Consider the following 21,430-nt stretch of genomic DNA (forward strand, 5'->3'; position numbering starts at 1 on the left):
CGCCGATCCGCCCGACGATGCGGCCTCAGGCTGCTTCCGATCGCCAGGCCGCCGGCCGTACCGAACGCCAGCCACCGCCGAACGACCCGCTCGTGTCCTGGCCGATCCACGCGGCCCCCGCGATCACGACCCCCGAGGCCAGGCTCGAACACCACGCGGCCGTCGCGCCGTACCCCAGCACCGCCGGCGCGGCGATCAGCCACACCCCCAGTGGCACGGTGGCCCACCGCAACGCTGCGAGGACCTCCCAACAGGCGACGAACGCGAACGCACCGGCGATCGGCCCGATGATGCGGTCGTTGTCGGCCGCCACCCCGCCGTAGTCGAGCACCGCGGGCGCGGCGATCAACCACACGCCGACAGCGGCCGCGACGAGTCGGGCGAGGAGACCTGCGCTCACGCGTCGAGCCCCCAGAACGCCCGCCAGACCGATCCGCCAGCAACCCGCTCACGGCGCAGGTGCTGCAGGCTCGCCAGCACTTCGTCGACGCCGGGACCGATCATCGCCAACGAGACGACGCCGGAGAACAGGCAGAGCGTGCAGAAGCTCCCGTACAGGACCGGTTGGAAGACGGTGAGCATCACGCTCATCGCGCCGAACGGCCCCACGAAGACGCCGAAGACGATGACGATCCACGGCATCTTCTCCCAACGGTCGGTGCCTCCGATCAATCCGGTGACGGCATCGGCCAGATATCCGAGCGCTCCGAGTGCGGCATCGCCGATCGGGAATCGTTCGAACGCCTTGGAGAACCCCGATTCCCGAACGATGTCGGTCGTCCCGTCACCGAAGAACGGTTCGAAGACGGTGTCGACGTACTCCTGCTGGTAGAGCGCCAGCCACGCGGCAGCGAATCCACCGAGCACGGCGAGCACCACGATCGGGACACGCTGCGACCACGCCGAGGGGTTGACCTCCCAACCCGGCGGCACGTGGGGGTCGGACCCGTCGTGATCGACCGCTCGCCTCATACCGGGAGCAACCGTCGAGGAGGAGTGAGACCGTTGCGCTCGTACCAGCCGTCCCGGTCCTCCTGCAGGCGGGCGATCATCTGACGAACCGTGTCGGTCACGTCGTGCCGTGGCACCCAGTCCAGCTCCTCGCGTGCGGTCGAGATGTCGATGTCGTAGTGGTCGGACGCCCGGTCCACCATCCAGGATCGGATGAACGGGTCTTCACCGATGGGATTCTTCTCGCGGACCCACGCCCCCACCTTGGCGACCAGCGGCGGGATGCGCAGGGTCGGCCAGTCGCGTCCGTACAGTTCGTTGCCGATGACGTCCTGCAGCTCGCCGTAGCCGACGGTCCGAGGCTCGGCGATCAGGATCGGCGTGATCCCGGTGAGCAGCGACCGGCGTTCGACGATGCGGATCAGCGCGTCGACCGCATCGTCGAGGTGCACGAACGCCTGCCCGCTGGCGGCGTCGGCGGGGTAGAAGTGACTGGTCGGCCAACGCCCGTCGATCCGCTTGATCTGATTGGTGATCGGCGGCGAGTTGCCGTCCTCGTCGTAGATGCCAGCGAGGCGAGCGATCACGGTCGACATCGACGACGACGACGGGTGTTCCCGAATCAGGCGTTCGGTGTCGACCTTCGACTCCGGATACGGCCACGACGCGTCGACCGGGTCGGATTCGTCGATCTCCTCACCGGGATCCACCGGTTCGTGGACCAACATCGTCGACGAGAAGACGAACTGCTCGATGGAGAAGTCGTGCAGCGCATCGAGGATCCGGCGCGTGCCCTCGACGGTGACCCGTTCGTACATGGGGCTGTCGCGACCGGCGAAGTCGTAGAACGCCGCCAGATGGACGAGCGACGCGATGTCCGTACCGAACTGGTCGCGGATCCGCTGGAACGCGCGGCCGACCGACGCATCGTCGGTCAGGTCGGTGCAGATGAACTCGACGTCTGCCGGAGATCGAGGGTCTCCCTCGAGGTCGAGGGAGACGACCCGATGGGAGCCGAGCAGTCGGTCGATCAGGGCCGAACCGATCATGCCCGACCCGCCCGTGACGACGACGACGGGGCGCTCACGCTCCGTTCCGTCTGCGGATGGCCGATCGAGGGCGTCGGGGGCGAGGTGGTGTTGACTCGTCGCTTCCATGGTCGTCTCCTACCCGTCTGTCACGGTCGCTACACGTGCCGGTTCGTCCGTCATGCCGTCGTCGCATGCTTGCCCGACGCGACGGTCAGTTCGCCGAGCAGGTCGTGACAACGGCGCGCCCGCTCGAGATCTTGGTCGCGGCAGAGCCTGATGAACTCGGTGACCGCTCCGAGATCCGGGTTGCGGGCGTCGTCCAGGTAGCGCCGGTACGACTCGACCGCCTGGAGTGCGTGGTACTGGATGCTGACGAGGTCGTAGACGACGTCGTCGGTCACTTCGCGTGTGCCTGCCATGGTGATGCTCCTCCGAGATCGTTGGGGTTCTGGGCACCGTGCTCCTACCCCACTCGCGCTCGGCGCAGACGCGCCCGTTCGCTGCGCGAACGGAGGGTCAGGAACCTGCGATCCGGATCGGGTCCACCGCTCCGGCGCGAGCAGGGAGATGCTCGACGAACGTCCGCGACCAGCGATCTGCCGTGAGCCGTGCCGCTGCAGCAGCGCGACGACGCGATCGGTCTGCCGAACTCGCGGACGCGCACGTCGGAACGACCGACGCCAGGGCTCCGGCGATGGCGTTCACGTCGATTCCGTCGACCAGTTCGCACCAGGGGCCGATGTGTTCGGCCGCGCCGGCACCACGCGAGAGCACGACCTCGCAGGGCCGATCGCCGTTGAGCACCGCGTACTCGAGCGCGACGAGATTCATCCCGTCACGCGCCGGCGTGATCAGCGCGATGTCGCCGGCGCGCATCAAACCCGCGACCTCGCGCGGTGACTGTTGCTCGTCGACCAACGTCACGACGGGACGGCCGTCGCTCCGAGGGAAATCGGCATTGATGCGCTCAGCCGCGCCCTTCATCTGCTGTGCCAGGTACGCGTACACGGGAATCGAGGTCCGGCTCGGCACGGCGACCTGGACGAACCGAATGTCGTCGGGACCGACGTCGCCACGCCCGAGGATCACCTCGATCGCGTGCAGCTTGTGCAACAGGCCCTTGGTGTAGTCGATTCGGTCGACACCGACGACCAGGACGCCCGACGGTTGCCGATGGCGTTCGGCGAGCGAGCGCACGACCTCGTCGTCGCGCCGCGCCTGCCATGCGGCGACGTCGAACCCGACCGGGTTGGCGATGATCGTCGGTCGGGGGCGGCCCGTGGGACGCTCGAGGTCGAGGAATCGAGTCAGCTCGGCCCGATCCGACTCGGTCTGGACCCCGATGAGCGAGAAGCCGGCCAGGCGTTTGGCCAGGTCGCGGGCACGCGGCAGCCCGGCGAGGACGTCGGCGACGACGGGCGTGTGGCACGACAGCCCCACGCGCAGGTCCGGACGATGACGACGAAGGATCGCGCCCAGCGCGAAATAGTGGTAGTCGTGCGCCCAGACGGCCCCGCCGGCGATCGCGGTCCCGGCGACCAACTCGGCCACACGAAGGTTGTGACGCTCCCAGGCATCCCACCAGGTGTCCGACGATTCGACGTTGCCGTCGAGCCCGTGCAGTGCCGGCCAGAGCGTGCGGTTGCAGAACCCGTCGTGAGCGGACGCGTGGTCGGCCGACGTCATCGGGATCTCGACCAAGCGGCAACGCCCGAATGTCGCCGGCGGGGGCGGCTGCCCGGGACGCGTCTGACCGAACCACGCAGTGACCGAGTCCAGCACCGGTTCGAGCGCGCTCACCAGCCCGCCGGGCGATCGCCGCCAGCCCTCGATCGGGTGATGATCGACCGGCAGTCGGGCGGCGACCAGGTACAGCGGCTGTGGGTCGGCATCGTCGCTGCCATCCGATCCGCCTGCATCGAGGTCGTTCAGTTCCGGCACCCGGGTTCCTCCTGCGATCGAACAGATGCCGCGGGGACCGGGCGAGCACCAGCCAGGGTATGGGCCCTCGATCCGGAACTCCAACCCATCGAGCCGAACGACCCGCCCGATGCGCTCCGTGACACGTTCGAGGCATGGCCGGTCCGGAGTTCGGGTAATCGAACCGTACGAGCGGTGCCAGCGACCGCCCCGATGAGGAGGAACCACGATGCCGAGACGATCGCCCGGACCGTCGGTGAAGGACGACGAGCAGTACGAGGCTCTCCGCGACGATGGCATGAGCAAGGAGAAGGCCGCCCGCATCGCGAACGCCTCCGCGAACGAGGGGCGGTCGAAGGTCGGTCGTCGTGGCGGTGAAGCCGACGAGTACGAGGACCGGACCAAGGACGAACTGCTCGACCGAGCTCGCGAGATCGGGATCGACGGGCGCTCGAAGATGACCAAGGGCGAGCTGATCGACGCCCTCCGCAACCATTGATCAGGGGTCTGATCACGCGTGAGTACGTGCGGGTGCCCGTGGCGCGGACGCCATCTTCAAGACGGTGAGCGCCAGAACCGTGAGCGCCAGAACCGTGAGGTCGCACCGGATCAGGAGGACCGTGGAGAGCGCTGGTCACCGCCGAGGTCGCCCGGACGCATCGTCTCGGCGTCGGGTCCCGCCGGGCGATCGACGCCACCGTACAACTCGTCGGACGGTGTGGTCGATGATGTGTCGTCGTGCGACGCCGTTCGTTCGGGGTGGCGCCGAACCAGCAGGAACCACGCCACGCAGGCCACCGTCGCCACGCAGGCAGCGACGATCACGATGATCGATCCGATGTTCATGTCCGACACCTACCCAGAAGATGTCGCTTCGATCCGTTCTCTCGGCCGTTGCGATGTGCGATCTCGAAAGCAGCGGTGAACCACCTTGACGGCTTCGAACCAACCCATCTCCGGACCCACGGCGATCGATGTCGCCACGCTCGACCGGCACTTCCGAGCGTCGAACTACCTGTCCGTCGGTCAGATCTACCTGGTCGACAACCCGCTGCTCGACCGGCCGCTCGAGCCGGACGACATCAAACGCAGACTCCTCGGGCACTGGGGAACCACCCCGGGCATCAACTTCGTCCTCACCCATCTCCAACGTGCGATCGTGACGCACGACCTCGACCTGCTCCCGATCATCGGGCCCGGGCACGGCGGGCCGTCGATGCTCGCCAACACCTGGCTCGACGGGTCGTACAGCGAGCTCTACCCCGAGGTTCCGATCTCCGCCGTGGGGATGCGCCGGCTGTTCCGTCAGTTCTCGTTCCCCCGGGGCGTCCCGAGCCACGTCTCACCGCACACGCCGGGCTCGATCCACGAAGGCGGCGAACTCGGCTATTCGCTCGCGCACGCCGTCGGGGCCGTGCTCGACAACCCCGACCTGATCGCGGCGTGCATCGTCGGCGACGGCGAGGCGGAGACCGGACCGCTGGCGGCGAGTTGGCAGAGCACCGCATTCATCGACCCCGTGGTCGACGGGGCCGTCTTGCCGATCCTGCACCTGAACGACTGGAAGATCGCGAACCCCACCGTGCTCGCTCGGCGGACCGAGGCCGAGGTGGTCGACTACTTCGGCTCGATGGGTTGGGACCCGCGCATCGTCACGGTGGGAGAAACAGCTGCCCGCCTCGATGACCATCGTTCGTTCGCGTCGGTGCTCGATCGTGCGGTCACGGACATCGAGCGGATCCACGCCATCGCCCGGGCCGACGATCGGTCATCCACCGGATCGGCACGTTGGCCGATGATCGTGCTGCGTTCGCCCAAGGGTTGGACCGGGCCGGACCTGGTCGACGGCGAGGCGGTCGAGGGCACCTGGCGGTCGCACCAGGTACCGATCGATCAGGTTCGCGACGAACCCGATCGACGCGAGGCGCTGGAGCGGTGGATGAGGTCGTACGACCCCGAGGAGTTGTTCGATCGGGATGGTCGGCCACATCCCGACGTCGTCGCCTGGTTGCCGACCGGCGAACGTCGGATCGGCTCGAACCCGCACGCGAACGGGGGGCGACTGCTGGCCGACCTGCCCCTCCCCGACCACCGGGACCACGCGGTGAGCTGCTCCCGGCCGGGCGAATCGACGAGCGAACCGACCAGCGTGCTCGCCGGGTACCTGCGCGAGGTGATGAGCATGACCGCCGACTCGCGCAACTTCCGACTGATGGTGCCCGACGAAACCGCCTCCAACCGGCTCGACGAGGTGTTCGAGACCACGGGCAAGCAGTGGCAGCTCATGCGCCGGCCGGTCGACGAGGGCGCCCACCTGCAATCGGGTGGTCGCGTCATGGAGGTGCTGTCGGAGCACCTGTGCCAAGGCTGGCTCGAGGGCTACCTCCTGACGGGCCGACACGGACTGTTCTCGTGCTACGAGGCCTTCGTCCACATCGTGGACTCGATGTTCAACCAGCACGCCAAATGGCTCGAGGTCCACCGACTGCTCGACTGGCGCGAGCCGATCGCATCGCTGAACTACCTGTTGACGTCACACGTGTGGCGGCAGGACCACAACGGGTTCTCGCACCAGGATCCGGGCTTCATCGACCTCGTCGCCAACAAGTCGAGCGAGGTGGTCCGCGTCTACCTCCCACCGGATACGAACACCCTGCTCGTCACCATGGACCGCTGCCTCGCCAGCCGCGACCTCGTGAACGTCGTGGTGTCGGGGAAGCACCCGACCCCCGACTGGTTCGACGCCGACGAGGCAGAGCGTCACTGCGAACGAGGCGTCGGCCGGCTCGACTTCGCTTGCAGCGACCACGACGGCGAGCCCGACGTCGTACTGGCGTGCGCTGGCGACGTGCCGACGGTCGAGACGCTCGCGGCCGCCGGCATCCTGCGCGATCGGCTCCCCGACCTCCGGGTCCGGGTGGTGAACGTGGTCGACCTGATGCGCCTGCAGCCGTCGGACGTGCATCCGCACGGACTCCCGGACGACGAGTTCGACCAGATCTTCACGACGGATGCACCCGTGATCTTCGCGTTCCACGGGTACCCGTGGTCGATCCATCGGCTGTCGTACCGACGCACCAACCACCACAACTTCCACGTGCACGGCTACCAGGAGAACGGGTCGACCACGACCCCGTTCGACATGGTCGTCCGCAACGACGTCGATCGGTTCCGGCTGGTGATCGACGCCATCGAACGTACACCGGCACCGGCGGGAGGGGCAGCCGACCTGCGCGCCGACATGGTCGACGCACGCGAGCGCCACGTGCGACACATCACCGAGTACGGCATCGACCTTCCCGAGGTCCGCGACTGGCGTTGGGCGTCGCCGTGAACGTGCTGACCGTCAACGTCGGCGCCGTGACCCTCAAGCTCTCGGTGGTCGACGACCACGACGAGGAGATCGCATCGACGCATGCCGATCCGTGGGAGGCAGGCGACCAGGGTCCGCTCCACGACCTCCGCGCACGTCTCGACACCGACGAGGTCACGGTCGACGCGGTCGCACATCGCATCGTGCACGGCGGCCCCTACGAACAGGCCGAGGTGGTCGACGATCGCGTCGAGGCGACGTTGCGAGCCCTCGCGCCGTTGGCCCCCATGCACCAGGATCGGACGCTCGACGCGATCGCCACCGTCCGGACCATGTTCGCCTCGGTCCCTCACATCGCCTGCTTCGACACGACCTTCCACCGGACGATGCCACCGGTCGTCACCACCTATCCCCTCCCTGCGGAGTGGCGCGATCGATGGGATCTTCGGCGCCACGGCTTTCACGGCCTCTCGCACGCCCATGTCGCTCGCGCTGCCCCGACCATCGCCCGGGTCGACCCCGGCGCTCGGATCATCAGCTGCCATCTCGGCTCCGGCGTATCGGTCTGTGCCATCCGCGACGGCCGATCGGTCGACACGACCATGGGCGCGACCCCGCTGGAAGGGCCGGCCATGGCGACCCGCAGCGGCTCGGTCGACCCGGGACTCCTCACCTGGTTGATCGAACACGGCGGGCTCGAACCGGCGAATGTGTCGAACGCGCTGCGACGACGCAGCGGTCTCGCCGCCCTGTCCGGCACCAGCGGCGACATGCGCGACGTCCTCGAGCAGAAGCGCCTGGGCGACGACCGAGCCACCCTCGCTCTCGGGGTCTACGTGCACCGTCTCCGATCGGCGATCGGGGCGATGGCAGCTGCCCTCGACGGGCTGGACGTCCTCGCGTTCACCGGAGGCGTCGGTCAGAACCTGAGTGAGCTGCGCAGAGCGGTGACCGATCGACTGACCCACCTCGGCATCCGTGTCGACCCGCTCCTCGACAAGGAGGCGCGAGAGGACGCCGACATCTCGGCACCGGCCGCGGCGAGCTCGACGGTCGTCGTCGCGACCGCCGAACATCTGACGATGGCCCGTGAGGCCCGAGCGCGAGTCAACGGCACGCAGAGCGCCGCCTCGATCCTGCGGCCACCGAGCCGCGTGGAATGATGGAGACGGCAGCGTGGACGAAGGGCACGCCAGGGAGCACATGGAGCAGGATCCGACACATCGCCGCGGCGATATCGATGCCGACAGCCGAACGGGTGGTCGGTCGGGCGAGTCGACCGAGCATTTCATGCTCCAGCTCCTGGTCTCGCTGGGCACCGACCTCCTGACCGCCCGACCGGGGATCAGCTTCACGTCGAGCGGGCCACGCCGGAGCATCCACGCGTCGTCGCCATCGGTCGAAGCGCTCGACCGAACCCAGGTGACCGAAGGCGGGCCGAGCGTCGACGCGTCGACGCTCGGGAACAACCAATCCATGAGCTTCTCGACACGGGCAGGAGCCGGCACGCTGGCCCGCCTGGTCGGCGAAGCGGGATACTCCTCGATCCACGCCTTCCCGCTCGGCGACACGGGCGACCCACTCGGAGCGCTGACGATCTACGCCCGATCGGCCCGGCTCTCATCCGCCGACGCGACCGTCGTCGAGGCACTCACGCGAGCCGCGTCGGCGGTGATGGCTCGACTCGGCCCCGGCGCTCCGGCCCTCGCCACCGACCGGACGCCACGCCCGATCGCCGACCTCGCTGCGATGCTCGGCTCGATCGGAGCGGGCAACGACGAACTGTTCCTCCGCTACTTCGCGACCGGCGGCACCAGTGGCCGAACGCACGTCGACGCCGTCATGGCCGGACAGGTAGAGGGCTCCGCCGACGACATGGACACGATCGAACATGCGGTCGACGAACTGGTGTCCGAGCACCGGCGGCCGCCCTCCGCCGGTTGACCGTCACTCGCCGTTCGGTAGGCGAAGCGTCCCGGCGACGATCCGCTCGGCGACATCGCGGAGATGGGAATTGGTGGACCGTGCGTGCCGCCGGAGCATCTCGAAGGCCCGATCGACCGTGACGGCGTGATCGCGACTGAGCATGCCCTTCGCCTGCTCGATGATCACACGACTGTCGAGCGCGTCCTGGAGCTGCGTGCTCAACTGCCGGGCCTCGGCGAGGTGCCCGGCGTGGAGCAGGTAGGCCCCGGCGATGTCGGCCAACACCTGCGCGCTCCCGAGGTCGTCGTCGCTCCACGTTCGCGTCACGTCGTACACGTTGACCGAGCCGATCCGGTCACCGTCGACCGTCAGCGGGATGCCGACGACCGTCGCGAGGTCCGCCTGCTCGATGGCCTTGCGATAGTGCGGCCAACGATCCAACTCGCCCGGCGACGAGGCGATGACGACGTCTCCGGTGCGGTACGCCTCGACGCACGCCCCAGCCTGGTGTTGATCCTGTATTCGTTCGATCGCCGTGATCCGCTCGCTCGTGGCCGTCACGAACCGCAGTTCGTCCGAGTCCGTGCGCACCGAGACACCGGCGCCGACCGCTCCGAGAATTGAGCACGCGTGGTCGGTGAGCTCGTGGAGGACTTCGTCGACCTCGAACTGGCGAGCCATCGTCCTCGCGAATCGCCGCAGCACGGTGAAGAGTTGTTCGGAATCCAAATGTCGTCGACCTCTCGAGATGGCATCACGCGCCCTGGTGGGTACGTGTGCTCCTCGACCCTGCGGATCGGGAGCGATGACCGTCCGAGGTCTGGGGACGACGGACCGCACGAGGCGGTCCAGCAGCCGAGCAAGCTACCAGACGACGCGTGGACGACCACATCCGGCTCGCGAGAGCACGAACACACCGTCACGGACCGCCCTCGGGGATCGGGATCGTCAGACCCGAGTCGACCACCCCGTGAGCGACGTCGCGCAGACCGAGGTTGTTGCTGCGCGCGTACTTGCGCAGGACCCGGAAGGCGGCATCGACGGAGATGGAGTGATCGCGGCTGAGCATCCCCTTTGCCTGCTCGATCACGATTCGACTGTCGAGGGCGTACTGCAACTGCTCGGTGAGCTCGCGGGCCTTGGCGAGTTCGCCGGCGTGCACGAGGTACGCCGTGGCCACGTCGGCGAGGACGGATGCCGAGGCCATCTCCCCCTCCGTCCAGGTCCTGATCTTGGTGTCGTAGACGTTGAGTGACCCGATGTGGTGGTCGTCGAGCACCAGGGGGAGTCCGACCACCGACGACAACCCGCTTCGGCGGGCCGCCTCGCGGTAGTGGGGCCATTGGTCGAGTTGTTCGATGTCGCTGATCGGCACCGTTTCGCCGCGACGGAACGCCTCGACACACGGCCCCGCCTGGTGCTCGGTCTGGACGTGCTCGATGTCGACGAGGAACTGACTCGTCGACGTGATGAAGACGAGTTCGCCGACGTCGTTGACGACCGAGACACCCGCACCGGCCGCGTCGAGAATGGCCATCGCTCCGTCCCCGAGTTCGTACAGGACGTCGCTGACGTCGAATTGTCTGGTCATCGTGGCGGCGAACCGCCGCAACAGGTCGAACAGCGGAGCTACGGACTCCATCGGATGTCTCCCACCAACGCGAACACAGCGGCGAATGCCGCCGCAGGGCGCGATTACGAGCCGACCTGGCCGGCTGTCCGGGGTCTGGGGACAGTAGAGCGTCGATGGTGCCTACCACGACAATCTCATCCGATTGTGATCCACACTACGCCGCTCACCCGACGCTCGAACGTCTTCACATCCGCCGGCGTGTGTTTGACGAGGATTTCACGAAGTACCAGGTTTCGGCTGCCCTGCGTCGGTGAACCGTGGAGGCGACCGACCGATTCCGGACCCCGATCGAGTCGTCGATGCGACAGCAGCGATGGCACGACGCTCGCTTCGCCCAATCCGCCGCCCAACCCCGTGCCGGAGACATCGTGGTCCTCGACACCCCTCCCGACACCCGACCCGACACCCGACCCGCAGGCCGAGCGTCGTCCTTCGACGTCGACCGCCTCGCTCGCCGGTATCGACGCACCGGCGCCGTTGCAGCCCGAAACCTGATCGTCGAAGAGTACTGCTGGCTCGCAGATCGCTGTGCCCGCCAGTTCGCTCACCGTGGCGAGCCGCTCCCCGACCTGATCCAGGTCGCACGCCTCGGACTGGTCAAGGCCGCCGAACGCTTCGACCCCGACCGCGGCTCGAAGTTCGAGAGCTTCGCCCGGCCGACGATCACCGGCGAGCTGCGACGGCATTTCCGAGATCGTGCGTGGAGCGTCTCGGTGCCACGTCGGTGCAAGGATCTCCGACCGCTCGTACGGAGCGCACGCGAACACCTCGAGCAGGAGCTCGGCCGACCGGCGACCGTCGACGAGATCGCCGACCTCGTCGACCGTGACCGCGACGAGATCGCAGCGACGATCACGGCCAACGCCGCCTACCGGACGCGACCACTCGATCGGCCGAACGATGACGACACTGGCGGCGGATGGCGACAGCGCCTCGCATCGGACGACACCTGGCCCGGCGACCGTCTCGAAGTGCTCGCCATGGTCAAGCGGCTCGACGACCGCTCTCGCATGATCGTCTACTGGCACTTCTTCGAGGATCGAACCCAGCGCGACATCGGAACCGAGCTCGGCATCGGCCAGGTCCAGGTGTCCCGGTTGCTCAAGGCGGCGCTCTCACAGCTCCGATCGACGCTCGAGCCGGCTGTGCCGGCGCCCGCTGCCTGAGCACCCACCTCGGCCGATCAGCCGATCGCGGTGCCGAACAGCGAACCGATGCCGTAGGTGACGATCGACGCGACGATCACGATCGCCAGCTGCCGCGACGCACCCTGGATCATCGGGCGACCGGACGACCGGCTCACCCAGCCTCCGACGACCAGACTCGCGAACGCTGTCGACGTCACCGAGGCGACGATCGCGGTGTTGCCGCTGGTGATGAACCACGGCGCGAGCGGCACGATCGCCCCGGCAACGAACAGCGCGAACGACGACATCGCGGCGACCACCGGTGAGCCGACCTCGCCGGGATCGAACCCGAACACGGTGCGAGCGGTGAAGTCGACGAACCGTTTCCCTTCGAGTGGCAGCTCGGTCGACACCCGCTGCGCGGTGTCGGTCGCCAGTCCGCTCGCTTCGAGCTTCGACGTGAGCTCGTCGAGCAGCAACTTCGGGTTACGGCGGGCGAGCCGGTGGAGTTCGTCCACGATGCCGTCGAACAGCTCGACCTGGCTGCGGACCGAGATCCACTCCCCCGCCGCCATCGAGAACGCGCCGGCGATCAAGCTCGCGAGACCGGCGATCCGCACCTCGTCGACCCCGGAGCTGGCTCCGGCGACGGCGAGGATCAAACAGACGTTGGTGACCAGCCCGTCGTTGACGCCGAGCACCGCAGCGCGAGCCCCGCCCCGCGTGACCGTCGCGACGCGCTCCTGGAGCTGCCGTGCATCACTCCCCGGGTCGGCCGCTTCGCGCTCGGAGACCGCCGTGTACGGCTGCGCGGCGGTCATGAACGGGCCGCCTGCTCGACGTCGGCGATGACGTGGTCGGCGTGTCCGGCGACGTCGGTGACGTCGTACGACCGATGGATCACACCGTCGGGGTCGATCAGGAAGCTGAACCGACGCGCGAACCCGGCGAACTTGTCGCCGGGGTCACGGGCGACGCCGTACGCACGGGCCACCTGCCGATCGGTGTCGCTCAGGAGCCGGAACGGGAACGCCTGCGCCTCGGCGAACGCGAGGTTCTCGGCGGGCGAGTCGAACGACGCTCCGAGGACGGTCACATCGAGTTCGGCGAGTCGATCGGCCCTGTCACGCAGGGCCTGGCCTTCGACGGTTCAACCAGGGGTTGCAGCCTTGGGGTACCACCACAGCAGCACCCAACCCCCGCGGAGGTCGGCCAGATCGACGACGTCGCCGTGCTGATCGGGCAGCGCAAAGGCGGGTGCGGGGCGTCCAGGCGTCAGCATGGGACGATTCTGCCACCAACCTCCCGCCGAGCGGCCGGGCCGATTGCGAACGCCCCGGTCGCGCGGCGAGACTGCCGCATGGCCGAGATTCGGATGTTCTCGTCGAAACCATACGACCGGGCTGCGTTCGAGCGGGCCAACGAATCGTTCGGCTTCGACCTCACGTTCCTGAGCGACCGACTGTCCGGTGAGACCGCGCAGCTCGCCAACGGCGCCGAGGCGGTGTGCGCGTTCGTCAACGACGTCGTGTCGAACGACGTGCTCGAACAGTTCGCGGCCGCCGGGACGCGATGCGTGGCGTTGCGGTGCGCCGGGTTCAACAACGTCGACCTCGACGCCGCCGACCGACTCGGGATCGAGGTGGTGCGGGTGCCGGCGTACTCGCCCAATGCCGTCGCCGAGCACACGCTGGCGTTGATCCTCTCGTTGAACCGGGGCATCCATCGGGCGCACGCCCGCGTGCGCGACGGCAACTTCTCGCTCGACGGTCTCGTGGGGTTCGATCTCGCCGGCAAGACCGCGGCCGTCATCGGAACCGGTCGCATCGGTGCGATCGTGGCCCGGTTGCTCTGGCACCTCCGGTGCGATGTCATCGCCGTCGACGACTACCGCGACGACCATCTCGTCGAACTCGGCGTCGAGTACACCGACCTCGACACGGCACTCGGCCGCGCCGATCTGGTCACCCTCAACTGTCCGCTGACCGCCGACACCCACCATCTGATCGACCACGACGCGATCGAGCGCATGCGGCCGGGAGCGATGCTGGTCAACACCGGCCGAGGAGCCCTGATCGACACCGCTGCCGCGATCGACGGGCTCAAGTCGGGACAGATCGGTTCGCTCGCGATCGACGTGTACGAAGAGGAGGGCGACCTGTTCTTCGAGGACCGCAGCGCCGAGGTGATCGGCGACGACGTGTTCGCCCGACTGCTGACGTTCCCGAACGTGCTCGTGACCGCACATCAGGCGTTCCTCACCCACGAGGCGTTGGCGTCGATCGCCACGACGACGTTGGAGAACGTCGCAGCGGTCCTGGGCGGCGACGAGTGCGCGAATCGGGTGTCGGCCGCCGGCTGACGGTCCGTCAGCTCGCCGGAAACGTGGGCGGCCGATGGAGGACCACCGGGCAGGTCGCAGTGCGCACCACGGACGACGCCACGCTGCCCGCCGTGAACCGCCGCAGCCCGGTTCGGCCGTGCGTGCTCATCACGATCATCCGGGCGTCCATCCGATGAGCGAAATCGGAGATCTCACTACCGGGGTGCCCACTGTGCAAGACCTCGAACTCGACCTCGTGGTGCGTCTGTTCCCGCAATCGCCGGGCGAGGCGCTGGGCGTAGGAACTCTCGAAGACATCGACGTCGACCGTCACCGGCTCGGTGATCACCTCGACGATCCATGGCCGGGCACCCAGTGCGATGCCCCATGCGCCGGCCAGCGGCAGGATGGTCTCCGCGAAGTCCGAGCCGTCGACGGGGACCACCAGGTCGCCGGAGAACGACTCGAGTTCGACCGCCCGCGGCCCGAGCACGATGATCGGGCCGAACATGCACCGCAGCACGTCGTCGGCGACGCTGCCGAGCACGGCAGCCGACCGTCCGCGACCCGTCGAGCTCATGACGACCATGGCGCCGCTGACCGATTCGGCGTGGGCCGCGATGGTGGAACCGACCGTCGTACCGTTCGCCTCCGAGGCGATCAGCGGAACGACGGTGACACCGGTGGCGAGGGGAAGTTCGGAGTCGAGCGCCTCGGCGATCTCGGCACCGACTTCGTCGGCTTGCCGTTGGTCGGCGACGACGCTGATGAGCTGCATCTCGGCGGCGCACGCGTCGGCGATGACGGCACCGGCCCGGGCGGCCGACCACGACCGTTCCGACCCGTCGACGGGAACGATGATCTGCTGGAACATGTGACTTCCTCCATGGTCGAGAACACCGCCATCGTGCGCAGGCCAACCGGTCGGCGACCAGAGCCCATGGTCACGAGTCGGGTGGGTCGCCGACCCGTCAGGCGTCGTGCAACACGAGTGGGTGAGCGTGCAGGAACGAACTCGTGTACGTCGCCAGGTTGCCGATGTAGTTCGCACGTTCGTACGCGGAGGGATCGGCTGCCGCCTCGCGGCTGACCGCACCGCGCATCTGCTCGACCGACTCGTACTCGTGCCGTTCCATCCAGTCGACGAGCTGCTCCTCCATCACCGTCAGATGCTGCGGGCCGTTGCGGAGCAGGGCCGAGGTCGTCATCGCGACGTCCGCTCCGGCGAGCACCACCTTGGCGACGTCCTCACCCCGGTGGACCCCCGTCGACGCCGCGATCGACATCGTCAGATGGTCGCGCAGGATGCCGGTCCACCGCAGTGGGAGCAGCAGTTCGTCGGGTGAGCTGAGCGAGATCTTCGGTGCGAGGTCGAGCGAGTCGAGATCGAGGTCCGGCAGATAGAACCGGTTGAACATGACCACGCCGGCCGCGCCGACCTGCTCGAGCCCGACCACGAACGCCGACAGCGACGAGTAGTACGGGGAGATCTTCACCGCGACCGGGATCGTGACCTCGCTCGCGACCACGGAGACGAGTTCCGAGTGTTCGCTCTCGAGCGTCCAACTGGTGACGGCGGGGTCGGCGGCCACGGAGTAGAGATTGAGTTCGATCGCGTCGGCGCCCGCCTCCTGGATCGATCGGGCGTAGCGGAGCCATGCGCCGATGTGCGTGCCGTTCAGGCTGGCGATCACCGGGATGTCGACGGCCTGTTTGGCTGCTGCGATCAGCTCGAGGTAACGGTCGTCGGCGGCGACGTCGTCGACGTCGAGCTCCGGCATCATCGAGGTCGCCTCGCCGAAGCTGTCCTGGTGGAGCGAGTACAGGCGGTCGATCTCGTTGGTGTCGTGCTCGATCTGTTCCTCGAACAGCGACGGCAGCACGACGGCACCGGCACCGGCACGTTCGAGTTCGGCGATCCGTCCGGGGTCACCGGTCAACGGACCGGCCGACGCCACGATCGGGCTTCGAAGCGGCATACCCAGGTACCGGGTGTGGAGGTCGGTCATGTCAGTGTTCCTCTCCGGGCCGTCGGATCTCAACGGCGATCTCGTCATCGTCGGCCCCGTACGTCGTCAGCGTGCGTTCGACCGAGCCCAACTGCTCGTAGTAGTGCCACCGTTCATCGATCTCGGCCTGGGCCATCGCCATCAGGTGCTGCGACCGCTCCGGGTTGCTCCGGGTGAGCATCGCGAAGCGTGCTTCCTCCATGGCGAACTCCCGGAACGGGATGCTCGGCGCCGACGAATCGAGGTGGAACGGGTGCTCGTGCTCGGCCGCCGTGGGCCGGTAGCGGTACAGCGGCCAGTAGCCGGACTTCACGGCGGCCTTCTGATGGGTCATCGACGTGCGCATGTCGATGCCGTGGGCGATGCACGTCGAGTAGGCGATCACCAACGACGGGCCGTCCCAGGCGTCGGCCTCCTGCAGTGCCTTGACGGTCTGGATCTCGCTGCCGCCGATCGCGACCTGGGCCACGTACACGTCGCCGTAGCGGCGGGCGATCGCACCGAGATCCTTCTTCCCCATGCCCTTGCCCGCCATCGCGAACTTCGCCACGGCACCGAGCGGCGTGGCCTTCGAGGCCTGCCCGCCGGTGTTCGAGTACACCTCGGTGTCGAGCACGAGCACGTTGACGTTGCGGCCGCTGGCGAGCACGTGGTCGAGACCGCCGAACCCGATGTCGTACGCCCACCCGTCGCCGCCGACGAGCCACGTGCTCGATCTGGTCAGTTCGTCGGCGATCGCATCGAGATGCCGTGCTCGCGGATCGTCGATCGAGCCGAGCGCCCGTCGCAGCTCCTCCACGCGGTCGCGCTGCTCGAAGATCGCTGCTTCGACGGGTTGCGTGTTGGTGACCAGCGCCTCGGCGAGTTCGGGTCCGATGGGGTCGGCGAGCTCGGTCACCAGGCGGCGGGCGTCGCGCTGGTGCTGCTCGACACCGAGCCGGATGCCGAGCCCGAACTCGGCGTTGTCCTCGAAGAGGGAGTTGGCCCAGGCCGGACCGCGCCCATCGGCGTTCGATGCCCACGGCGTGGTCGGCAGGTTGCCACCGTAGATCGACGAGCAGCCGGTGGCGTTGGCGACGACCAGACGATCGCCGAACAACTGGGTGAGCAGCTTCAGGTACGGCGTCTCACCGCACCCGGAGCAGGCACCGGAGAACTCGAAGAGCGGTTCGAGCAGCTGTGAGTTCTTGACCGAGTCGTGGCTCACGAGGGTTCGGTCGAGCTGCGGGATCTCCGTGAAGAAGTCCCATCGATCGCGCTCGACGGCGGCGTGTTCGACCGCCGGTCGCATGTTGATCGACTTGCGCTTGTGCTCCGACTTGTCGCGTGCCGGGCACACGTCGACGCACACGCCGCAACCCGTGCAATCGTCGGGGGCGACCTGAACGGTCAGCTGGTAACCGCCCAGTTCGCGGGACCTGAACGACTTGGTCGGGAACGTCGCCGGTGCCGACCCGAGCTCGTCGGGCTCGTAGACCTTCATCCGGATCGCGGCGTGCGGGCAGACGATCGCACACTTGCCGCAATCGATGCAGAGGTCGGGCTCCCAGATCGGGATCTCGCCGGCCAGCTTGCGCTTCTCGATGCGTGAGGTGCCGGTGGGGAACGTGCCGTCGACGGGCAACGCCGACACCGGCAGGAGGTCACCCCGTCCGGCGATCAGAGCCGCCGTCACCCGCTCCTCGAGCGACGCCGCCTCGTCGATGTCGGCCGGGGCGGACGCCTCGACCAACTCGTCGGCGCTCAGACGGTCGGGCACCTCGAGGCGGGACATCGCGGTCAGGGCTCGGTCGATGGCGGCGTGGTTGCGTTCGACGACCGATCGTCCACGTTTGCCGTATACGTCCTCGATCGACTGCTTCATCGCCCCGACGGCTTCGTCCATCGGAATCACGTCGGCCAGCGCGAAGAAGCACGCCTGCATGACCGTGTTGATGCGGCCACCGATCCCGAGTTCGTCGGCGATCGTCGCGGCGTCGATGACGTGCACCTCCAGTCCGCGATCGACGATCTCCCGACGAGCGGTCAGCGGCAGGTGATCCCACACCTGGTCGGGCGGATACGGCGAGTTCAGGAGCAGCGTCGCACCCGGGCGCGCCGTGGACAGCACGTCGAAGCGGTCGAGGAGCCCGAACTGGTGGCAGGCCACGAGATCGGCGTCGTCGACCAGGTAGGTGGAACGGATCGGGTCCGGTCCGTAGCGCAGGTGCGACACCGTCATCGATCCCGACTTCTTCGAGTCGTACACGAAGTAGCCCTGTGCGTGGTACCCCTCGTGCGATCCGATGATCTTCACCGACGCCTTGTTCGCTCCGACCGTGCCGTCGCTCCCCAGCGCCGAGAACACGGCCGAGCGGTTCCGCGATCCCATCCGGAACGACGGGTCGACCGTCAGGCTCGACCGGCTGACGTCGTCGACGATGCCGACGGTGAAGCGCCGCCGGGGTGACTCCGCCGCCAACTCGTCGAAGATCGCCTTGACCATGGCCGGGGTGAACTCCTTCGAGCCCAGGCCGTACCGCCCGCCGATCACCTGCACGTCGCCGCGACCGGCCTCGGCCAGCACCGTGACGACGTCCTGGAACAGCGGCTCGCCCACCGAACCGGGCTCTTTCGTGCGGTCGAGTACGGCCACCGACCGGACGGATGGCGGGATCGCAGCGAGCAACGCCTCGGCGGGGAACGGGCGGAACAGCCGAACGGTCACCACGCCGACCCGCTCCCCCTCCGCGGCGAGCCGGGCGACGGCTTCGCCGGCGGCACCGGTGCCCGATCCCATCAGCACCACGATGCGTTCGGGTTCGGCGTGGCCCTCGTAGTCGACGAGCGAGTACCGGCGCCCCGTCGCCTCGGCGAGTTCGTCGAAGACGTCGGACACGACGGCGGGGACACGTGCGTGCCACGGCGTCGCCGCCTCACGAGCCTGGAAGAACACGTCGGGGTTCTGGGCGGTACCGCGGATCACCGGAGCCGTCGGACGGAGCCGGCGCAACCGGTGGTCGTCGATCGCCTCGGCCGACATCATCGACCGGATCGTGTCGTCGTCGAGCAGTTCGACCCGGTTGATCTCGTGCGAGGTCCGGAAGCCGTCGAAGAAGTGCAGGAACGGAACGCGCGTCCGCAGTGTCGCTGCATGCGAGACAGCGGCGAAGTCGTGGGCCTCCTGCACCGACCCGGCGCACAGCATCGCGAAGCCCGTGGTGCGGGCGGCCATCACGTCGCTGTGATCGCCGAAGATCGAGAGCGCATGCGTCGCGAGCGCCCGCGCCGCCACGTGGATCACCGTCGGCGAGAGTTCACCGGCGATCTTGAACATGTTGGGCAGCATGAGCAGCAGCCCCTGTGACGCGGTGAACGTCGTCGCCAGCGAGCCGGCCTGCAGTGCGCCGTGGAGGGTTCCGGCGGCACCTGCCTCGGACTGCATCTCGATCACGTCGGGAACCGCGCCGAACAGGTTCGTCCGACCGGCGGCGGCCCAGGCGTCGGCCGCTTCGCCCATCGACGACGCCGGCGTGATCGGATAGATCGCAATCACCTCCGACATCCCGTACGCGACCCGTGCCGCGGCTTCGTTGCCATCGATGTATGCAGTGGGCATGTGTCCATCCTCGACCGGGGTCGAACGGGCCGGGGATGGTACAAAGTCCTGGATCCGTCGGCCGCGCGGCCACTTTCTCGCCGTCGTCGCCGCCCTCAGCGGTGCCGGCGCGGGCTGTGCCGCTCCTTGGCGTCGGTGAGCAACCGGATCATCTCGTCGCGGACGACGTTCAGTCCGTGGCCGAGATCGACCTCCGACGCTGAGGCGATCAGTACCGGCCATCGGTCGACGGTGGCCTCGAGCGTCAGGTGCTGACTCGGCTTGTCGCGATCCTTGATGTACAGATCGAGGACCACGGCCCCGCTGTCGAAGGATCGCAGCCGAGCGTCGAGCTTCGACCAGTGGTCGATCAATGCGTCGATCTCGTGCGGGTAGAGCTCGCCGTGCACCGTCAGGCACTCCTGAACGGTGGCGTGTCGAGCCGGGTCGGACGGTTCGTCGTGGACGGTTCGTGGTGTCGCCATGGGGTCATCGAACCGCGCCGCGAGGTCCGCCACCAGGGCCATCGGTCGCATGTTCGCACCGACCGGTCCGGGACCTCGGGCCCTACCACCGACAGACAGCGGTGACGTAGCGTCAGGACATGGACGCAGCACGTCTCCGCCCCCACCGCGATCGGACGATGCGATGAACGACCGGGTCGAACGTCCGATCGTCGTCGGCATCGACGGTTCCGCCGACGCCCGCCGAGCGCTGTTCGTCGCCGGCGACCTCGCCAGGTCTCGCGGCGCCCGGCTCGTCATCGTGCACGCCGTGGGACTGACCGATGTCGTCGAGGGACGGCACGTCATCGCCGAGCGCCACCCCGCCGAGATCTCCGAGCAGTTCGACGAGTGGTGTCGGACGGTGCGATCGGTGGGTGTCGACGAGTGGACGCCGATCCTCCGCCAGGGCAGTCCCGTCGACACGATGCTCGGCGCCGCTCGTGAGCACGACGCAGGACTGATCGTCGTGGGTCGTCACGGGTCGGGTCAACGGCCGGCGCTCCTGCTCGGCAGCACCGCCCACCAGGTCGCCGAACGGGCCGAGTGCCCCGTCTTGATCGTGCCGCCGGTCGGTCGCACGACCACACCGGCCGACTGAGGCCCGGCGACCGGACCTCGGCCGGTCGCGCCGTTCAGGCGGCGGCTTCGTCGTGATGGATCATCATCAGGCTCGTGCGAGCGTGATTGGCGATCCTCGCGGAGACACTCCCCCGGAGGAACCGGTCGACGCGGCCGAGGCCGCGTGTTCCGATCACGATCAGGTCGGCGCCGACGGCGTCGGCGACATCGAGAATGGCTGCCGCCGGATGCCCGTCGACGAAGTGGCCTTCGTGACGTATCCCCGCGCGTTCGAGTTGCGCCTCGGCGTCACGGAGGTACCCACGAGGGGTTTCTTCCAAGCTGGCCGAGTTCTGGAACTCGGGCGGGAGCTTCCGCAGCACCCGGTCGAGTTCCGCACGACTCGGAGGGTCGAACGCGGTCACGACGTGCACGATGCCGTCGTCCGAGACGTGGGCCATCGCGGCGTCCAGTGCCCTGCGGGCATCGTTCGAACCGTCGTAGCCAACCACCAGTGTCTGAGCTCTCATGGCCGCTCCTTCCTGATCGGACCTAC

General features: G+C 68.1%; 22 protein-coding genes. 7 read left to right on the forward strand and 15 right to left on the reverse strand.

Annotation, left to right across the window (positions count from 1 at the left end; all coding sequences use genetic code 11):
• Positions 1–25 precede the first annotated feature (25 nt).
• The 5 genes from R8G01_06675 to R8G01_06695 all read right to left on the reverse strand — a co-directional run bounded on the left by R8G01_06675 (position 26) and on the right by R8G01_06695 (position 3,923).
• Positions 26–400 (reverse strand): hypothetical protein, encoded by a 375-nt coding sequence (locus R8G01_06675; GenBank protein ID MDW3213658.1) that lies wholly within the window; start codon positions 398–400, stop codon positions 26–28.
• The gene (locus tag R8G01_06680) at positions 397–972 is read right to left on the reverse strand and encodes a vitamin K epoxide reductase family protein (GenBank protein ID MDW3213659.1); all 576 of its coding nucleotides are present in this window, start codon (positions 970–972) and stop codon (positions 397–399) included. The genes R8G01_06675 and R8G01_06680 overlap by 4 nt, the downstream gene beginning before the upstream one ends.
• Positions 969–2,108, reverse strand: a complete 1,140-nt coding sequence (locus tag R8G01_06685; protein MDW3213660.1) for an NAD(P)-dependent oxidoreductase — start codon at positions 2,106–2,108, stop codon at positions 969–971. The genes R8G01_06680 and R8G01_06685 overlap by 4 nt, the downstream gene beginning before the upstream one ends.
• Positions 2,109–2,158: 50 nt before the next feature.
• The gene (locus tag R8G01_06690) at positions 2,159–2,401 is read right to left on the reverse strand and encodes a hypothetical protein (GenBank protein ID MDW3213661.1); all 243 of its coding nucleotides are present in this window, start codon (positions 2,399–2,401) and stop codon (positions 2,159–2,161) included.
• Between the two features lie 97 nt (positions 2,402–2,498).
• On the reverse strand, positions 2,499–3,923 hold the full coding sequence (locus R8G01_06695) for a trehalose-6-phosphate synthase (GenBank protein MDW3213662.1): 1,425 nt from the start codon (positions 3,921–3,923) through the stop codon (positions 2,499–2,501).
• A gap of 208 nt (positions 3,924–4,131) precedes the next feature.
• Here R8G01_06695 and R8G01_06700 point away from each other — a divergent pair, with 208 nt between their 5' ends.
• Positions 4,132–4,401: a Rho termination factor N-terminal domain-containing protein gene (locus R8G01_06700; protein MDW3213663.1), complete on the forward strand. Its 270-nt coding sequence runs from the start codon at positions 4,132–4,134 to the stop codon at positions 4,399–4,401.
• 110 nt (positions 4,402–4,511) lie between these two features.
• On the opposite strand, the gene R8G01_06705 is transcribed toward R8G01_06700, so the two are convergent.
• Positions 4,512–4,748 carry a hypothetical protein gene (locus R8G01_06705; GenBank protein ID MDW3213664.1) on the reverse strand — a complete coding sequence of 79 codons (237 nt, stop codon included), beginning with the start codon at positions 4,746–4,748 and terminating at the stop codon, positions 4,512–4,514.
• Between the two features lie 85 nt (positions 4,749–4,833).
• Between R8G01_06705 and R8G01_06710 the strand changes: the two genes are divergently transcribed.
• From R8G01_06710 to R8G01_06720, 3 genes are read left to right on the forward strand one after another with little or no spacing between them, the layout of a single operon-like run.
• The gene (locus R8G01_06710) at positions 4,834–7,236 is read left to right on the forward strand and encodes a phosphoketolase family protein (protein ID MDW3213665.1); all 2,403 of its coding nucleotides are present in this window, start codon (positions 4,834–4,836) and stop codon (positions 7,234–7,236) included.
• Positions 7,233–8,378 carry an acetate/propionate family kinase gene (locus R8G01_06715; protein ID MDW3213666.1) on the forward strand — a complete coding sequence of 382 codons (1,146 nt, stop codon included), beginning with the start codon at positions 7,233–7,235 and terminating at the stop codon, positions 8,376–8,378. The genes R8G01_06710 and R8G01_06715 overlap by 4 nt, the downstream gene beginning before the upstream one ends.
• Before the next feature lie 13 nt (positions 8,379–8,391).
• Positions 8,392–9,159: a hypothetical protein gene (locus tag R8G01_06720; protein MDW3213667.1), complete on the forward strand. Its 768-nt coding sequence runs from the start codon at positions 8,392–8,394 to the stop codon at positions 9,157–9,159.
• A 3-nt stretch (positions 9,160–9,162) separates the two neighbouring features.
• Here the strand turns inward: R8G01_06720 and R8G01_06725 are convergent, their stop codons facing one another.
• The gene (locus R8G01_06725) at positions 9,163–9,822 is read right to left on the reverse strand and encodes a GAF and ANTAR domain-containing protein (GenBank protein ID MDW3213668.1); all 660 of its coding nucleotides are present in this window, start codon (positions 9,820–9,822) and stop codon (positions 9,163–9,165) included.
• A 238-nt stretch (positions 9,823–10,060) separates the two neighbouring features.
• Entirely contained in the window at positions 10,061–10,783 is a 723-nt protein-coding gene (locus tag R8G01_06730; protein ID MDW3213669.1) for a GAF and ANTAR domain-containing protein, read from the reverse strand.
• A 290-nt stretch (positions 10,784–11,073) separates the two neighbouring features.
• On the opposite strand from R8G01_06730, the gene R8G01_06735 reads away from it, so the two are divergent.
• Positions 11,074–11,940 (forward strand): sigma-70 family RNA polymerase sigma factor, encoded by an 867-nt coding sequence (locus R8G01_06735; protein MDW3213670.1) that lies wholly within the window; start codon positions 11,074–11,076, stop codon positions 11,938–11,940.
• 17 nt (positions 11,941–11,957) lie between these two features.
• On the opposite strand, the gene R8G01_06740 is transcribed toward R8G01_06735, so the two are convergent.
• Positions 11,958–12,722 (reverse strand): VIT1/CCC1 transporter family protein, encoded by a 765-nt coding sequence (locus tag R8G01_06740; protein ID MDW3213671.1) that lies wholly within the window; start codon positions 12,720–12,722, stop codon positions 11,958–11,960.
• Positions 12,719–13,183 (reverse strand): peroxiredoxin, encoded by a 465-nt coding sequence (locus R8G01_06745; protein ID MDW3213672.1) that lies wholly within the window; start codon positions 13,181–13,183, stop codon positions 12,719–12,721. Before R8G01_06745 ends, R8G01_06740 begins: the two co-directional genes overlap by 4 nt.
• A gap of 78 nt (positions 13,184–13,261) precedes the next feature.
• Between R8G01_06745 and R8G01_06750 the strand changes: the two genes are divergently transcribed.
• A complete protein-coding gene (locus R8G01_06750; GenBank protein ID MDW3213673.1) occupies positions 13,262–14,263 on the forward strand; it encodes a 2-hydroxyacid dehydrogenase in 1,002 nt (333 codons plus the stop codon).
• Between the two features lie 7 nt (positions 14,264–14,270).
• Here the strand turns inward: R8G01_06750 and R8G01_06755 are convergent, their stop codons facing one another.
• The 4 genes from R8G01_06755 to R8G01_06770 all read right to left on the reverse strand — a co-directional run bounded on the left by R8G01_06755 (position 14,271) and on the right by R8G01_06770 (position 20,295).
• Positions 14,271–15,098 carry a universal stress protein gene (locus R8G01_06755; GenBank protein ID MDW3213674.1) on the reverse strand — a complete coding sequence of 276 codons (828 nt, stop codon included), beginning with the start codon at positions 15,096–15,098 and terminating at the stop codon, positions 14,271–14,273.
• A gap of 97 nt (positions 15,099–15,195) precedes the next feature.
• A complete protein-coding gene (locus R8G01_06760) occupies positions 15,196–16,233 on the reverse strand; it encodes a dihydroorotate dehydrogenase-like protein (GenBank protein ID MDW3213675.1) in 1,038 nt (345 codons plus the stop codon).
• Between the two features lies 1 nt (position 16,234).
• Complete coding sequence (gene nifJ / locus R8G01_06765) at positions 16,235–19,831, reverse strand: pyruvate:ferredoxin (flavodoxin) oxidoreductase (GenBank protein MDW3213676.1); 3,597 nt, start codon at positions 19,829–19,831, stop codon at positions 16,235–16,237.
• Between the two features lie 95 nt (positions 19,832–19,926).
• Complete coding sequence (locus R8G01_06770; GenBank protein ID MDW3213677.1) at positions 19,927–20,295, reverse strand: hypothetical protein; 369 nt, start codon at positions 20,293–20,295, stop codon at positions 19,927–19,929.
• 163 nt (positions 20,296–20,458) lie between these two features.
• Here R8G01_06770 and R8G01_06775 point away from each other — a divergent pair, with 163 nt between their 5' ends.
• Positions 20,459–20,914, forward strand: a complete 456-nt coding sequence (locus tag R8G01_06775) for a universal stress protein (protein ID MDW3213678.1) — start codon at positions 20,459–20,461, stop codon at positions 20,912–20,914.
• Between the two features lie 34 nt (positions 20,915–20,948).
• Here R8G01_06775 and R8G01_06780 read toward each other — a convergent pair whose 3' ends face one another.
• A complete protein-coding gene (locus R8G01_06780; protein MDW3213679.1) occupies positions 20,949–21,404 on the reverse strand; it encodes a universal stress protein in 456 nt (151 codons plus the stop codon).
• Positions 21,405–21,430 lie beyond the last annotated feature (26 nt).

The organism is Ilumatobacteraceae bacterium, from assembly GCA_033344875.1.
Lineage (GTDB): Bacteria > Actinomycetota > Acidimicrobiia > Acidimicrobiales > Ilumatobacteraceae > Ilumatobacter.